Source organism: Myroides odoratimimus (assembly GCF_038039805.1).
GTDB classification, from domain to species: Bacteria; Bacteroidota; Bacteroidia; order Flavobacteriales; family Flavobacteriaceae; genus Flavobacterium; species Flavobacterium odoratimimum_B.
The window spans coordinates 66,104-82,935 of sequence record NZ_JBBPHK010000012.1; the positions used below are offsets into that span (position 1 = coordinate 66,104).

Here is a 16,832-nt window from a genome sequence, read left to right on the forward strand (position 1 = left end):
AGTTAAATCTTATATCTAGGAGTGAATTCTCCTAGATATAATTATATGTAATTTAATATGGAGAGAAAAATCAAACTAATTATACTACTTTTTATATGCAGTATAAATGTAGGCGCACAGAATAAGATAGTATCAGGTAAGGTTTACTATGATGTAGTATCTGATATTGATAAAAAGAATTATAAATATGAGATGTTAAATCAAGAGGAGCCAGAGTGTAAAGTGTTTTTAGAAAAGCCTTTAAAGGCAGAATTAAGATTTAACTCAGAAAGAGCAGTCTATGATTTGATTGGGGAGATTAGAGAGTCAAGTTGTTTGAATATTATAAAGATGAATACTTATCAATTTGTTCCAATGTATACAGAGAAGGAAGAAACAAGAACTCCTGCTACAAAACATAGAGGGGATAGTGCATTTAATACATTTAATAATATAGACTGGAAGATTACTAGTGAAAGTAAAACGATTCAAGGATTCACATGTTATAAAGCTATAGCTGAAAAAAGAAATGAATACAAAGGAGCTATAAAAATTGTGCCAATCGTAGCTTGGTTTACACCTGATATTAATTACTCTTATGGACCTGGTGGTTTTCATGGATTACCTGGTCTTATTCTATATGCACAGTTTATGAAGGCTACTTATAGTGCTACTAAGATAGTCTTAAGTGATAAAGGAATGGACGTACCTATTCCTAAAGCTGATTAAATTATATTACTTATTAAATCCTTAAATCCTTGAATAAACTATATTACTTATTTGTTTTTTTTACTATAAATCTTTCTGCCCAACGAATGGAAGTAAGTGGTACGGTAGGAACTATCGAGCGAGTATCTTTGACAAGTATGAATATCGTGGTAAAAAATATAGAAGATAAAGATGAAGTGCTATTTATACGTACTGATGATAAAGGATATTATAAGGTAGCCTTAAATCAGGGTGATAAATACGAATTTAATTTGTCTTTAGTAGGTTATCATTCAGAAAAAGAGATTATACAGGTTGGTGATAAACCTTTGGTAAAAGATTTTGTTTTATTACCAAGTGATGAGGATTTACAAGAAATAGTGATTAAGTATGACTATAGTGGTATGGCAGTCAGAAATGACTCAGTCCTTTATGATGTGTCTAAATTCACTGATGGTACAGAGCGAAAGTTAAGAGATCAATTGGCTAAGTTGCCAGGAGTAGAAGTGTCAGATACAGGGACAGTGAAGGTTAATGGACGCCTCGTCACTAAGTTTTTAGTAGAGGGTAATACTTTTTTTAATGGAGGAACACGTCTAGGTGTAGAGTATATTCCCTCTGATGCAGTAGAGCAAGTCCAAGTTATAGATAATTATTCAGAGATAAAACATATGAAAAGTGTATCTTCTTCAGATGTATTAGCCATGAATATCAAGTTGAAAGAAGGTAAAAATAAGTTTGTGTTTGGGGAGTTAAAGGCTGCTATAGGTAATGATGCACATTATCAGTTTAGAGCTCCTTTGTTTTATTATTCTACTAAGTTGACACTAAATGTTATTAGTGATATAAATGATTTTGGTGCTTCAGTGTTAAGTCTGGATGATATTATTCGGATGGATGGTTTTGAGAGTTTGTATAAACGCAGTAAAACTAATTCGTTGTTAAATCTAAAAACATATCTAGCAGATAAGAAGAATACAAGTACAGTAGAGAATCAGTTCATCTCTACAGATATTAGATATTCACCTTCAGAAAAGGTTATACTTAAAGGAATGATACTGTATAATAAGAATAAATTAACGAGGTATAATACTATTAGAACAGAATATTTAACTCTTAGTGAAAATAATTTTGAGAATAGAAACGAAGATTATCAAGAAAGTGAACCTTTATTAACAGGGCGTTTATCTATAGGGTATGAACCTAATAGTACTTCTACATTTAGATATAATATCCAGATAGGAACGAACTGGTATAAAGATTATAGTGTTATGACTAATCAAACAATGCTAACTCAGAGTGTTTTTGATAATTATACTAGGAAAAATAGTACAATGACTTCACAATTGTTAGAGTACTTTAAATCTTACTCTAATGAGCATAGGACAGCTTTGACTTTAGAATACAACACTAAAGAAGAAGCCCCTGTTAAGGAATGGAATTCTAATAAACCTTTTTTAGTAGGTATAGTACCATGGGACAACGCTTTGGATAAATTCTCTATTTATCAGCATTTGAAAGTAAAACAACAAAATTTCAGTTCTAGTTACAAATACTTTTATACCCCACTAGCAAAGCATCATTTTTATGTAACACTAGGGGTAGATTATAATCATAATAACACTGATATAAGCATTACGAGTGGTGAGAACCTTCTTAATAAAGCGAAGTATGAGTTGGTTAATCCTTATTTAGAATTAGAGTATAAAATGAAAATGAAGAAGTGGGAAAATATAACTTCTGTCAGAGTGTCATCATATAATACTATGTTTAGGGATAATCTAAATGATCACAGTACAAACTTATGGAAGTTAGAGCCTAGGTTTAGTAGTAAGTATACATTTTATAAACAGAACTATGTTCAGTTTAAATATAGCTACGAGCCTGTGTATCCTAAGGTTTATCAATTGTTAAATACTCCAATCATTAAGAGTTTTAATTCTGTTTATAGTGGTGATATGTATTTAGATTATAGTAATTATCACAGTATAGGGTTGAACTATTTTTATCATAGAGGTATTCATAAATTTAGTTATAATGGTTCTATAAACTATATTAGTCAAGGAAATGCAATTATAGATAATGTGATTTCTAAAGACTATGTACAACATTATTCTTCAGTTAATAGCAATAAAATTTTTAGCAGACTAAATGTAACAGGAGTGTTATCTTATCAGTTTCGAAAGGTAGAACCGTCAGTATATCTAACTTATGGAGATAGTAAATATCATCAGCTCATTAATGAAGCAATGTTAGCTACCAAGAATAGAACATATAGTGTAAGTGGATTTATTAGAACTAGATTTACAGAAATGCCTAATTTTGATATTAGTTATACAAAGCGATTTAATGAAACACACTCTTTAAATACCCAAAAGTTTAATAATGATGAATTAAAGATAAAGTTAGATTATAAACTTAATAAACAGTGGGTTTTTAAGACTGACTATAGGTTAACACTTAATAGCTATGGACAGGAGAAAACTACTCAGGAATTGAATGCAATATTAGAATATATCCCTTTAGAATCATCTTGGAGATTTGAATTAATTGGAAATAATTTATTAAACAGTAAATGGAAACAAACTACTTATTCAACAGATATAATGGTTATAGAAAGTATTAATTCTATGTTTCCTAGAGTAGTTTTATTAGGAGTAACTTATAAATTATAAATATTGTATATGTTAAACAAAAAAGCGCTTTTCCCTATTTATTAGAGAAAGGCGCTTTTTAGTTTTATTTCTTCAAGTTATCTTACCGGTTTTAATCCTGTCATTTTTTCTAATGTAGAGAAGAACTGTGTTCTCATCTCAGGAGTCATATTCTTCACACGTGCTTGTCCATGGTCTTTTTTAGGAAGCACATAAGCTTTAGAGTTGACCTTAGCACTAGGTACTACCATAGAAGCACTCCATGTATCTGTCTCACCATATACATAGATAATGTTATTTGCCTCATTCTCTAACCATGTTTTTACTTTTTGGATTAGTGCATCGTTAAAGTTGTTATATGTAGTTCCTTCAGGCATAAAGGTAGCTAGCGGGTTAGATGTAAAGCTAACGTATTTCTTGAATGGAGTGATGTCATATCCATAGTATCCTAATTGCGTTCCAGACTGATAATAGTGTGATTCGTATCGCTTGATCGTTTGATCACTAAAGAAGTCTATATTACTTACGCTAAGGAAGTGTTCTGTCAATTCATCAATATTTTTTGTATTTGGGAATGTAGCACATGAGTGACCACTTTGCCAGAATCCGAAGCTGTATTCTAATACTGCGTATTCAAAAGCTTTTTCTAAAGAACCTAAATAGCTAAAAGTCAGTTTAGCTCCTTTAGCATACCATTTAAGCTTTTCTAGAATCTGTGTTTTGTTTTCAAATAGTTTTACCTGAATATTGTAGATTTTGTCTCTGCATAATTTGTCTCCCACATTTGCTAAAAATGGATAGATACGAGGCTCTTCTAAGGCTTGGTTAAAAGGAGCTACATACGGAATCGCTACGTCTACATCATTAGGATAAAAGTATTTATAGTAGATGCTAGTCTGTCCCCCTTTGCTAATACCTGTACTGATCCATTTATTGTTTGTGTAGATTTCTTTAAACAGTTGGTTAATCTCATGTAAGTCAGCTGTTACTTGTTCCATAGTAAGATACTGCCATGGTTTGCCTTCAGGGATAGACTCTCCGAAGAACCTGTGTTCTATATTTAGATAGTTACTTTCTAAGTAACCTACCATTTCGCTAGCACGTACATATAGGTCATATCCGTTAGTCTCCATAATCATAGGATGGTCAAAATCCCTGTGATAAAAGTGTACCTTTTGATAAAAATAACCTTTAGAAGGATCTGTGTGATCTACTTGTTGTCTTACTCTAAGTTCATACAGTAGATAAGAGTCATCTTTAGACTCCAGTTGTTTGAATGTTACATTCTTTAAGTTGTACAGAGCCTGTTCTACTTTTTTCTGATCAGGGTGTGCTACTGCCAGCACTGTAATCAATAAGAATACGAGTGTGATTAATTTTTTAAACATAATGTTTTAGTCTTAAATAGGGTTAGTGTTTTCAAAGATAGGATTGTTAAAGCTTAGCTAAAATATAAAAATGTTAAAATGCGAAAAATTTTGTATATTTAGTTTCAAAATAAAAAGAGTTATGAGCGATCAAAGTATGAGTATTCGTGTTTTAGAGGTAGGCGGCTTTAAAGCTACTGGAGTGATTAATATGTCTTATGCTAACTTTAGTGATAAGGATAAATATCCTTATGCATTTGTTATAGAATTGTCACTTGTAGAGACAGAGCGTGAGTACCCTACATGGGAAGAAAACGAACGATTAGAAGAGATAGAGAATAATATCATGAATATCTTAAGAAGAACTCAGTCAGAGATACATTATGTAGGTAAAATGACGCGTAGAGGAGTAAGAGATATCTTTTGTTATTTAGCGAGTGATGATATAGATGGAGAGGCTATAGGAGCATATTGTGATACTATAGAAGATACTATAGATATACATATAGAGGTAGAAGAGGATAAGGATTGGGAGATAGTGTCTAAGCTTATTAGTTGATAATTAATAGGATATTATAGAGGATTGATAAAATCAGTAAATAAAGTAAAATAGTTATTTGATTTTTAAAATTATATTGTACATTTGCAATCTGAAATAAAATACATAAGTATAACTAAAAAGTTATCGGAAGTTTACACCTTTCTTGAAAATAGAAAGCTTCGAAATGGAAGGTAACTCACAATTTAAAATAGAATTTATCATGAGAAAAGGTATTCACCCAGAAAATTACAGATTAGTAGCATTTAAAGATATGTCAAATGATGACGTATTCATCACAAAATCAACAGTAGAGACTAAAGAAACAATCGAAGTTGACGGAGTAGAATACCCAGTGTACAAAATGGAGATCTCTCGTACATCTCACCCATTCTACACAGGTAAATCTAAACTTATCGATACTGCAGGACGTATTGACAAATTCAAAAACAAATACGCTAAATTTGGTAAATAATTTTAGCTTATCATATACAAAAGCCTCTCAAGTAATTGAGAGGCTTTTTTTATGGTTGTAATTAATCGATTTTATGCCTTTGTTAGTGGTTTGTCTCTTAATGGCATATTCTTATTTCGGATAGATAGTTATAGACAATGCTTTCTTATTGAAATATATTTCAGGACTACTATTGTTATCTAGTACTTGAGATAATAGAATCCAGAATGGAATAATTTGTTTTTATAGTGTTTATTTTAAAGTTAATCTATTTGATTCTAATTGACTAGATTGATTTTTGCGTAGATGGATTATTATTTAATTGATAGTTATCGCTGTTTTTTGCTGTAGTTTTGTTAACTTTAAACCTTTAAAATCTTGAATTATATACTATGAACTATATCTTATTCGATGGAGATGTAAGAACAGCTTTATTGCCGTTTACGTTTACTAGACCAGTAGCAGATATTCGTGTAGGAATATTGACTATTCGCGAAAAATGGGAGAATTACTTGCGTTATACAACTACAACTCTGACAGAGGAATATTTATCTATTAAGTATCCAATGATAGAGGTGGAGAATAATGTTATGATTAATGCGGCTTATCTACCTAATCAAGAGGTAGCGGACTTAATCAAGGAATTACAACCTATGCAGGCTGTTATCTATAATGAAGATATAGTGGCGTTCTATACACAAGACTCTCAAGAGGAAGTGAACTTCGATGACTATGAGTTATTGGTATGTGAGAGTGAATTGATGAAGATAGAGCATAAATGGGATATATTTGAGAAGAACGACGCTGCTATTCGTGCAGATTTTGCTTTAATTACGGAGGATAGAATATCAGAAGACATTCCAAAGAGTGTAAATGTAATCGCTCCTGAGAATGTATTTATAGAAGAAGGGGCTAAGTTAGCGTTCGTAACACTTAATGCTTCTACAGGGCCTATTTATATCGGTAAGAATGCTGAGATTATGGAAGGTTCGGTTATTAGAGGGCCTTTTGCGTTATGTGAAGAAGCACAAGTAAAATTAGCAACTAAGATTTATGGAGCTACTACTGTAGGGCCTCACTGTAGAGTAGGAGGGGAAGTGAGTAACTCTGTGATGTTTGGATATTCTAATAAAGGGCACGACGGATTTTTAGGTAATTCTGTGTTAGGTGAGTGGTGTAATCTAGGTGCAGATACAAATAACTCTAACCTAAAGAATAACTATAGCCCTGTGAAATTATGGAGTTATGAGACTCAATCGTATGAGAATACGGGCCTACAGTTCTGTGGTTTAATGATGGGAGATCACAGTAAGAGCGGTATTAATACTATGTTCAATACTGGAACTGTAGTGGGTGTGGGATGTAGTATTTTCGGTGGAGGATTCCCTAAGACGTTTTTACCAAGTTTTACTTGGGGAGGAGGAGAGTCTTCAGAGACGTATAAAGTAGAGAAAGCTCTAGAAACGATGAAAATAGTGATGGCTAGACGACATGTAGAATTAACTCCTGTAGATGAGGAAATTATGCATAATGTAGCAGCAGAAACAGAGATATATAGATTTCAACAATATCTAAAGAGTAGGTAAAAATAATCCCCAAAGCAGCTCGTCTACTTTGGGGATTTTATTAATAATACGATACCGTACGCGGTCTATCGTAGTTAAAGTCTGGTAGATTCATATTATACTGTCTAGAGTTAGCTCTGATGACGCTAGATCCTGTATCAGGCATAGTAGGGTAGAAAACTAGAGAGAGTGCTACTTTACTAAAAACTAGATAATCATTATAAGCTACAAATCCAATGCTGAATCTAGAGTAGAATTTAGAATCAAATAAGTTTTCACTTTTATTCGTAATGAAAGCACCTTCAAAACTGAAATAAGGGTTAAAGCGGAATCCTTTCCACTCATAGGGAGCATAAGATTGCCATTGGTAAGCGAAGGCTAGACGTTTTGATCCTGTTACTTTTTGGGCACGTATCCCCTGGATTACATTATCTAATCTAAGCTCATCTCCGATATGGTCATAACGATTATAGCCATAGATAAACTGAGGGGTAAAGAAATGTCTAAAACGCCAATTACCCATCATAAATAGCTTAGTGAAATACGTTCCTTCTAATCGCAGAGCTCCTTGTTCTGAATTACTGCCATAGAAGTAACTTCCCCATTCGATATTACCAGAGAAATATCCTAACCTAGTATATCCCCCCATAGCTAGTTTAGCTCCATAGTAGGCTCTTCGCTTGCCGTACTGATCTCTCATACCACCTGTGAGTGCAAATACTTTACCTACCTGAACGTCCTCAATAATATTGTAATTAAAAATGTACTGATCTTGTACATAGTTAATGGAACTTAAACTAACAGAGGCTAAATAGGTGCTCTGGTCTCTGTAGAATCCGTATGGATCATATTGTTCTTGTGGGCTTTCTATATAGTTTTGTTTTATATATCGCATCGAGGTTCTAAGATTGGTAATAACAGGTTTGTCCTTATAGTTTTTAAACAATGGGATAGAATATCCTCCCCAAGTATCTACTGTATTGTATTTGCGTGATTCGTAACTATAATTATTATTAATATCAGGTAAAGAATCTCTTCTAAAATGCTGAGAGAGAGTTACTCCTCCTGCCCATTTAGTATAAGGAGAATAGAAAGGTCTGTCGACTACAATACCTTTTACGTAGTCTCCCCAAGTCTGTTTGTTATATAACAGATTAGCTCTTATGAAGGTATTCTGAATATTGTTTACGGTATAATCAAAGTATACACCTTGTTTTCTCTCTTTATATTTATTAGTGTATTGTAGGATCACGTCGTGTCCAAGTCCTGCGAAGTTTCTGTCTCTTAGTTTGATCCTATAAGAAGAGGTAGAGATAGAGCCGGTCGGGTATATACTCCAAGAATCTAATTCTCTAATTAAAACATCTACAGAATCTGGGTGTGACGTAGGGATAGGATACATTGTTACTTTTCTAACGAAGCTCTGAGTACGCAAAAGACGTTCACTCTCTTTTATCTTTAAAGAATCAAAACGATCTCCCTCTTTAAAAATCAAGAAGTTCTTTATGGTGAAGTTCTTGGTTTTAAAGTGGAGTTTATTTCCTATTTCCTCTACTTTGTTTTTTGGTTTTTTCAGAGAGTCAGTATCAGAAAATCCGAAAGGATCTAACGTTTTGATATAGATATTGCGTATAACTTTTCCTTCACCTAATTCTAGATGTTGATTGGTTTTTATTTCGGGAGCATTTGCTATAAGCTTTTTGTTATTCTTATAAACGAGTCTGTTGAAAAAACGTCCTACTTTTGTTTTTTTACTTTTTTGTTCGAGGTTTTTGAAGATTCGAGTAGTGTCTCTCTCTACTAGAGTAGGTGCTTCATGTTCAGAGTAATGCACCTTAGCATAAGATAAAGAATCTTTCTGGTAAGGTTGTTTTTCTTGTGCATTACTAGCTGAAAAGCATAGTATAAATAAGATAATAAAAAAGCCTAGATAACGCATTCTTGTTTAGAAACTTAGATATATAACGCTAAAATTACGTGTTTATTTCTAAATCTCTTATATAATCTTCGTGTTCGTAGAAAAATAGTTCAAAAAGGTTCATTTTATCATTAAAGAAATCATAGATCTCATTCCAAGTCTTTCTGTTATTGATACACACATTTGGTTGTTCTATCCAAATACGGCTGATCAATTTACCGTTTTCTAGGTAAAAGTTTCTTTCAAAAATAGCTTCAGGAAGATATTCTTCAAGTAAGATCGTTTTTAGAGATTCAATCTTCTCGAAATAGATTTTTCTTTTTTCTTCATCTTTATGTTCTATGTCTAATAAAACTTGTGCTTTTTTGTTATCAGCGTAGAATTTAAAAGAGAAATCTTTAATTTTAGTATTGTGCAATAACCATTTGCGAGGATATTCATCTGCAAAAGTTATCCAGAATTCTTTTTTTATTCGTTGTGCTTCTTCTTTGCTAAACATAGATAATAAAATTGTAATTTTAGTAGTTGTAATTAATACGTGTACAAAAATATGACTTTTGATTCTCTTTTACATAGAATACCAGAAATTAAAAGTGTTAATCTACTCGGAGTAGAAGCACAGCAACTTATGGTGCCTGAAGAAAGGCGTCCTTACTTAGCTGTAGATGATTTTATTAAAAAGGATCCGAGGTATTCTGCTGTGATGATGCTTTTGTATCCTAAGGGAGAAGATACTTCTATCTTATTAATAGAAAGAGCTAGCTGTGGTGGGGTGCATTCAGGACAAATAGGATTCCCAGGAGGGAAGTATGAGGAAGAAGACTTATCACTAGAGATGACAGCGCTAAGAGAAACGGATGAAGAAATAGGAGTGTCTCCTAGTAAAATACAAGTGCTAAAAGCATTTACGAGGGTGTATATACCTCCTAGCAATTTTATAGTACAACCTTATTTAGGAGTGATAGACCATACTCCTAAAATGACATTAAGCGTAGATGAGGTAGCTAGTGTAATAGAGATGCCACTTAAGACTCTGTTAGACGACAGCATTGTCAAAGAGGTAGGGCTACAGACTAGTTATGCTAAATTTATAGATGTACCTGCGTATGTATACAATGATTTTACGATTTGGGGAGCTACAGCAATGATGTTAAGTGAGTTAAAGGAAACTATTAAGCAGATATATAAGTAGGTAATAAAAATATTGATTCGTTATATGTGCTGTTTTTCAGTATATTAGTGATTATTTAATATTATTTAGTACTTAGAAGTATGAGTTATTTCATTTAATTAACAAAGTAGAGGAGTAAAAGTTGTAATTTTGTAGTTCGAACCAATGTGTGTGAATTATGGGATTGTTTAAAAGAAATCCATTTGGTCATATTTTATTTTTAAAGAAGTGGATAATTAGAGTTTTTGGATTTGCGACGCATCAGCGTTTCCGTGGCTTTAATAGTTTACAAATAGAGGGATCTGAAGTACTTAGACAATTGCCAGATAGGCATGTACTGTTTATTTCTAATCACCAAACTTACTTTGCTGATGTGGTAGCGATGTATCACGTATTTAATGCAAGTCTTAAAGGACGTGAGGATTCTATCAAGAATATATTCTATATCTGGAAGCCAAAGTTAAATTTGTATTATGTAGCTGCTTCTGAAACAATGAAAGCTGGATGGCTACCGCGTATATTAGCTTATGTAGGAGCTGTGACGGTAGATAGAACTTGGAGAAGCCAAGGGAAAGAATTAGAAGAGAAGAGAGAGGTGAATCAAGATCAGGTAGAGAATATTAAAGTAGCTCTAGATGATGGATGGGTAATCACTTTCCCTCAAGGAACAACTAAGTCTTTTAAACCTATTAGAAAAGGAACGGCTCACATTATTAAGAATTATAAGCCTATCGTAGTGCCTATTGTTATCGATGGATTTAGAAGATCTTTTGATAAAAAGGGATTACATCTAAAGAAAAAAGGTATTCTACAGTCTATGGTGATTAAGGAGCCTTTAGATATCGACTACGAGAATGATACTATAGAACAAATCGTAGAAAAAGTAGAGATGGCGATAGAGCAACATCCTTCTTTCTTGAAAGTGATACCAGAAGAATTTATAGAAGAGGAGAAGGCATTAAATGAGAAAAGAACTTACAAATATTATAAAAAAGACGAACGATAGTTCGTCTTTTTTGTTTGGGGTAAAATATTGAAGTCTCTTTTTGGGGAATTGGTTAATGTATTATCTTTATCGTTTATTTATACAAAAAAGGAAATACGTGCTTTATGGAGCAAAAAGATAAACGATTAGACGAAATAAAAGAATTATACGATCAGTTGGTGATGGGAGAAGATTTGTCTAATGCCAATGAAGATTATAAAACAGAGTTATATCATAAAAATCAAGAACTGTCAGAACAGATATTATCTATCATAGAGGAAATTCTAAGAGAAGATGCTTTAAATAAAGATGCGCTATTCTGGAAAATACGCATCTATAATGGACCATACTATGATGATGTGTCTGTGATGATGTCTACAGCACAAGAAATTATAGATAAACTGCCTACTGATAAAAAATCTGTGTTCAGTGCTTTTGATTGGTTGTCTTGGATCTATGAGACTAAACTAGAGTTGAAAGAGAAAGCAATTGAGGTATTACATGATAAGTTAATCGAAATATCGTTACTTAAAGAAGATTATAGCCTGCAAGATAAAGAGTTTGGTGAGACTTATTATATGATCGCCTATCTATATCGTGAGTTAGAAGACTACGCTACAGCGGTGTCTTTTTATAAATTAGCTTATGATCATTTCCCTGATCACTATTACGCTACTTATCAAGGAGGACGGTTGTTCTTAGAAAGAGGAGAGTATAATGAGGCTTATGAGCTATTAAATTCTTTTTATATTTTTCATGGTAATGAGTATAGTGTCAATTTCGGAAAAGAAATAGAAGAACTATATAAAGCAGGAAAACTAGAAGGATATTGGAATTTAATCTCTTTATTATATCATATAGGTATTGATTATCCAGAGGAATTTGGAGCGAAGAATACACGTGAATATGGGATGAGGTATACTGATATAATAGAAGAAGAGTTAAAAGCTAACCCTGATAATGAAATAGTTCTTCGTATGAAAATACGCTATTACCTTGTGGTAGAGAAGAACTCAAAGAGAGCTTTCGAAGCTTTAAGTAAATATTATTCAGTAGTAAAGGAAGTGACAAGTTCTCTTTTCTTTACTTATTATGAGTTAGCAGAAAAGTTTTCAATATCATTAGAGGAGTATCCTGTTCGATGTGATAGTTTTTATGGGTATAACTTAATGACTCGCTTTTTAGAGAGAGCAGGTGAATTAAAAGGAGAAAATAATGAAAGAGCTTTAAAGTATTATGAACAAGCAAAAGAAATAGGAGGATTAGTTATCCCTCAGCTAGATGCTTATTTTGACAGAGGAGAAGGCTCAAAGGTAAATAATAATAGTCATGGCTATGCAATGCTATGTAATAACCTAGGAATCGCTATCAGAAACGTATCTAAACTGAAGGAAGATACTTATGAGACTAATGATTGTAGATATGCCTTAACACTTCATAAAAAAGGATATGAGCTATCTCCTTTTATAGAGAATTTAGATAATGGTTTGTTTTTAGCAGAAATATTAGAAGAATTTGGGGAAGTGGAGTATTTTTCTCAGGAGCTACTGACGTATCACGATGAATTTAGTAGTGAATGGATGTCGGTTCAAGGACGTATTCTAAAGAATTATATAAACGCTGATCAATATGAGGAAGCAGAGTCGTTTTATTACAGTTTAAAAGAGCGATTTGAACAAAAAGAAATAGAGGATGAGGACATTGTATCAGAGATGATTTATATGGCTGCAGACTTTTTTACTTATGTGCGATATAAGAAACACGACTTTCATAAAACTATTGCTATAACAGAAGAGTTTTTTAGTAATATAATGTATTTTGATTTAGTAGATGAGGTTGCAAAGGTTAATTATTGGTTTAGTCTTGCATGGTCTTATCACGGTTTAAATGATAGAGATAATGCCAGTAAGTACTTCGATATGATAGTTCAGGCTTTTGATGGACATGGACGTTATCAGAGTACAGTAGATGAAATACCTCAAGAATATAGATTACCTAGTCTAGAACGTGAAGCAGTTGATAGATTATGGAGTTTAGCGCAAATAGAGGTTGATATTAATCAGAATTATTCTTTAATGGATCATACTGCTAATACTAAATTTCTAACAGCTATCGTTGATTATGTACAACAAGGACAGAACACACCTACTGAGTATTGGGTCAATGAAGAATACCATTTGAAGGTATGTCCTCGAAACTTAAGAGAGAACACCAAGGAAGTTGTTTATGATACTTCATTAGATTTCTATTTTAAAGAAGGGAATTATACTATTCGTTTTAATATAGATGAAAGAGAAGAGAAAGTGAGGAAGTTGTTAGGGTTGATCTCCAAAAAAGTATGGGCAAAAGAGGTATATACTTATTACTACTTTTATGAAGGAGATGAAGAGACTTCTAATGACTATGAAGTCTTTGGTGGAGGAAAATGCCCAGAGTTAGATGAGGTCGCTCAGCAATTATGGAACGCCTGGGTAGAAAAAATTAAAGCGGTACAATAAGGAATACTTTATAAAGTATTTAATAAGTTAAAACAATGTATCGTAGTTTGTTTTAATAGAGTGAAACATGAACAGTCATATATAGCTATATATGGCTGTTTTTTTGTTTTTAAAATGTAAGTAAACAGATAAAATTGAAACAAGAATGGTGACTTTTGAAATATTTTAATATTTATGATTATTGTGTTATTTACTTTTTATTAATGTTTTTTGTTTGTTTTATATGTGAATTTGAGTTAAAATAATGGTTATAAGTTGTTTTTGTGCTTCTTGTTGAAATAGCAGTGTGTGACAGTATGTGAATTCTGCGTGTTTATGGTATTATTATATGTGACTTTTTAGATGTCTTGTTGTCTTATTTACAGAAGTTAACCATTCGTTTTTGATGAAAGTATGCTTTAAGAGTATATAATATATCTAAAAAAGAAAATATGATATATGTCATGTAACGAAAATAGGAGATAGAATTGCTTAATAATCGAATTTTGAGATAATATTTTTAGTAATATTTACAAAATAAGGGTAATTTAGTTTGTTATTTTCTTTACTTATAGAGGAATGGTAAATAAAGTTTAATATTTTATTGTGTAATGATTGTTTTTTGTTTGTCATTTTAAGTTTATCTGTATGATTTTCATAAAACTGATCTTGCATTGTTAAAAAATGTATTTAAGTAAGAAATAAGTAATAAATTTGCACTGCTTTAGAGAAAAATAGGAATATGCGAATATTCATATTTAAGTCCCCACTTATCTAGGCATGTACCACATATTGTATAAATATGTGGCGTATGATCTTGTGCGTTGAGGGCAGCTTCCAAAGCATTGCATTAACACCACCTAACGCATGAAATTTTTGAGTAATCCTTATAACGCAAAAAATGACAAAGCTATCTTTGAGAAGATAGTGAAGCTAGCTATTGTTTTAGTGACTTTGCAATTTTTATTATCATTAATAGATGTTAATATTACGTTTGGATACTTTGTCCTACCTATCATATATACTATGATTAAATATGACCGTACTAAGGTCAATATATATACAAAATTACAATTACATTTTATCGTTATTTTAGGTGTACTAGTATTAGCCTTTACTGAAATGAGAAGACTATATGAGATTGTCAACTTAGTTTTTTTAGTAGGTTATCTATTGGCTATTTGTAAAAATATAAATTCAGTACACGCAAAGAATTTAAGTCATAAAGCATTTACTTTTATTAGTTTTTTTAGTTTTTATACTGTTGCTGGTACAGTAATTTGTTTCTTATATTTCCTAATGGATTTATTTGATAAGAGCTATGGAGTTACGAGTTCTTTCTTGTTTGGAGGAATAGACTTCTTTGCTATTTTGTTTTCGACACTTACCTTGATCGTTAGTCAATCAGAAGAGATTGTTGAGGAAGAAAGTAAAGAATATGCAAATACGATTATCGAAGCTCCTGTGTTGAATGTTGTTGTTTCAGATGTGCTAGATACAGAAGTTAGTGGTCAAGTAAAAAGCATCATTCACTATTTTGAGAGTTCTGATGAGTATTTAGATACAAGTTTTTCATTAGATCATTTGGCTAAAGAAGTTGAGATGAGTAAGCATCAATTATCAGAAGTTATTAATCACGATATGAATACTAATTTCTACCAATTGCTAGCTCAGTATAGAATTAAACATGCAAAGATTTTAATAGAGAAGAAACAGAATCTAACTATTGAAGCAATTGTGGATGAATGTGGATTTAGTAGTAAATCTACTTTTAATAAGTACTTTAAGTATTTTGTCGGTCAAACCCCTTCAGGATATAGAAGTCTAGTTGCATAAAGGTAAGTTATGGAAGAATATTTATATATACTTATCTTATCAGCAGCAATTGTTTTTGCATGTATATCATACTTTATAAATAATAGACTAGTCAGTAAAAGAAGCTCTCAAAGAATTTTAAATTGGTTTTTATTATTCATGATTTTTCATTGTACTGTAACTATTCTAGTGCGATTCTTTTTTGAAGAAGAAACATTTGTTTATTTAGGGATGCCATTTGGAATATTTTATGCCCCCTATTTTTACTGTTGTTTTAAAACATTTGTAAAAGAGGTTAAAGAAAATGCTGATACAGGTAAAAGTGCGATAGTATTTCTTAAAGATGACTATATTCACTTTGTACCAGGTGTTCTTTTTTTTATTGGATATATCATTACCTTATTTAATTTAGGAAATGTGGATATAGAATTTTTGATTTGTTACTATTTAATTAATTATGTAGTATTAGGTATTCAGTTAATTCTTTATGCTGTTTTTGGTTATCTAGCAGTTAGCAAATTAAAAATATCAAGTCATTTACGCTTGTTGGTGTTACGTGTTATTTGGATTATGGTTTTTGTAGGTATTGTATCAATAGGTTTAGTATTGTATAATGCAATCCCTAATAATGATGGTAATGTATTATATCTGGGGGTGCTATGTTTAGCAATGACTATTTTTTTCTATTATGTAGAAAGATTGAAAAGCGATGAGGTTTATATTAATCAGAGGGAAGAGGAGAAGTCTGGAGATATAGTTGATGTAGAGCTAAACAAGTATGAGAAATCTAAGTTTGCAAATGAATTTGTAGATGAGTATAAAGAGAAAATAGAAAAAGTAATTCTTAAAGAGCAACTGTTTTTAAAAACAAATTGCTCGTTGGATTTAGTAGAGAAATTAACACGTATACAGAGACATCATCTGTCACAGTTCTTCTCTACTGAGTATGGTAAGAATTTCAATACTTATATCAATGAGTTGCGAGTAGAATACGCTAAAGAGACATTAAAAGCTAGAGACTACAATGTTTCAGTAAGTGAATTAGGGGAAGAATGTGGATTTAATTCTCGAACTTCTTTTTTTAGAGCATTTAAAAAATATGTAGGGGTTTCTCCTTCAGAGTATATTGAGAATCAACAAGTCAGAACGACAAACAGCAATAATTAATTACCTCGATTTTACATAGCCAGTGTAGAATCAA

General features: G+C 31.9%; 13 protein-coding genes. 10 read left to right on the top strand and 3 right to left on the bottom strand.

Annotated elements, in window-relative coordinates:
• The first annotated feature begins 57 nt into the window (after window positions 1-57).
• On the top strand, window positions 58-708 hold the full coding sequence (locus AABL85_RS10535; RefSeq protein ID WP_286414472.1) for a GLPGLI family protein: 651 nt from the start codon (window positions 58-60) through the stop codon (window positions 706-708).
• Window positions 709-794: 86 nt separating this feature from the next.
• On the top strand, window positions 795-3,362 hold the full coding sequence (locus AABL85_RS10540) for a hypothetical protein (RefSeq protein ID WP_341310050.1): 2,568 nt from the start codon (window positions 795-797) through the stop codon (window positions 3,360-3,362).
• A gap of 77 nt (window positions 3,363-3,439) precedes the next feature.
• On the opposite strand, the gene AABL85_RS10545 is transcribed toward AABL85_RS10540, so the two are convergent.
• The gene (locus AABL85_RS10545) at window positions 3,440-4,729 is read right to left on the bottom strand and encodes a S28 family serine protease (protein ID WP_341310051.1); all 1,290 of its coding nucleotides are present in this window, start codon (window positions 4,727-4,729) and stop codon (window positions 3,440-3,442) included.
• A 121-nt stretch (window positions 4,730-4,850) separates the two neighbouring features.
• Here AABL85_RS10545 and AABL85_RS10550 point away from each other — a divergent pair, with 121 nt between their 5' ends.
• The 3 genes from AABL85_RS10550 to AABL85_RS10560 all read left to right on the top strand — a co-directional run bounded on the left by AABL85_RS10550 (window position 4,851) and on the right by AABL85_RS10560 (window position 7,286).
• Window positions 4,851-5,267: a DUF695 domain-containing protein gene (locus AABL85_RS10550; protein WP_341310052.1), complete on the top strand. Its 417-nt coding sequence runs from the start codon at window positions 4,851-4,853 to the stop codon at window positions 5,265-5,267.
• 202 nt (window positions 5,268-5,469) lie between these two features.
• The gene (locus AABL85_RS10555; RefSeq protein ID WP_025125308.1) at window positions 5,470-5,721 is read left to right on the top strand and encodes a type B 50S ribosomal protein L31; all 252 of its coding nucleotides are present in this window, start codon (window positions 5,470-5,472) and stop codon (window positions 5,719-5,721) included.
• A 371-nt stretch (window positions 5,722-6,092) separates the two neighbouring features.
• A complete protein-coding gene (locus tag AABL85_RS10560; RefSeq protein ID WP_341310053.1) occupies window positions 6,093-7,286 on the top strand; it encodes a GlmU family protein in 1,194 nt (397 codons plus the stop codon).
• A gap of 40 nt (window positions 7,287-7,326) precedes the next feature.
• Here the strand turns inward: AABL85_RS10560 and AABL85_RS10565 are convergent, their stop codons facing one another.
• Together AABL85_RS10565 and AABL85_RS10570 are read right to left on the bottom strand one after the other, a co-directional pair.
• The gene (locus AABL85_RS10565; protein ID WP_341310054.1) at window positions 7,327-9,204 is read right to left on the bottom strand and encodes a hypothetical protein; all 1,878 of its coding nucleotides are present in this window, start codon (window positions 9,202-9,204) and stop codon (window positions 7,327-7,329) included.
• A 34-nt stretch (window positions 9,205-9,238) separates the two neighbouring features.
• Entirely contained in the window at window positions 9,239-9,682 is a 444-nt protein-coding gene (locus tag AABL85_RS10570) for a DUF4268 domain-containing protein (RefSeq protein ID WP_006258697.1), read from the bottom strand.
• Between the two features lie 51 nt (window positions 9,683-9,733).
• Here AABL85_RS10570 and AABL85_RS10575 point away from each other — a divergent pair, with 51 nt between their 5' ends.
• The 5 genes from AABL85_RS10575 (at window position 9,734) to AABL85_RS10595 (ending at window position 16,798) form a co-directional block, all read left to right on the top strand.
• Window positions 9,734-10,375 (top strand): NUDIX hydrolase, encoded by a 642-nt coding sequence (locus AABL85_RS10575; protein WP_286462797.1) that lies wholly within the window; start codon window positions 9,734-9,736, stop codon window positions 10,373-10,375.
• A gap of 157 nt (window positions 10,376-10,532) precedes the next feature.
• The gene (locus tag AABL85_RS10580; RefSeq protein WP_225581739.1) at window positions 10,533-11,360 is read left to right on the top strand and encodes a lysophospholipid acyltransferase family protein; all 828 of its coding nucleotides are present in this window, start codon (window positions 10,533-10,535) and stop codon (window positions 11,358-11,360) included.
• A gap of 104 nt (window positions 11,361-11,464) precedes the next feature.
• The gene (locus AABL85_RS10585) at window positions 11,465-13,837 is read left to right on the top strand and encodes a hypothetical protein (RefSeq protein WP_341310055.1); all 2,373 of its coding nucleotides are present in this window, start codon (window positions 11,465-11,467) and stop codon (window positions 13,835-13,837) included.
• An 846-nt stretch (window positions 13,838-14,683) separates the two neighbouring features.
• Window positions 14,684-15,652, top strand: a complete 969-nt coding sequence (locus AABL85_RS10590; protein ID WP_286414490.1) for an AraC family transcriptional regulator — start codon at window positions 14,684-14,686, stop codon at window positions 15,650-15,652.
• A 9-nt stretch (window positions 15,653-15,661) separates the two neighbouring features.
• Complete coding sequence (locus AABL85_RS10595) at window positions 15,662-16,798, top strand: helix-turn-helix transcriptional regulator (protein ID WP_341310056.1); 1,137 nt, start codon at window positions 15,662-15,664, stop codon at window positions 16,796-16,798.
• Window positions 16,799-16,832: the final 34 nt, after the last annotated feature.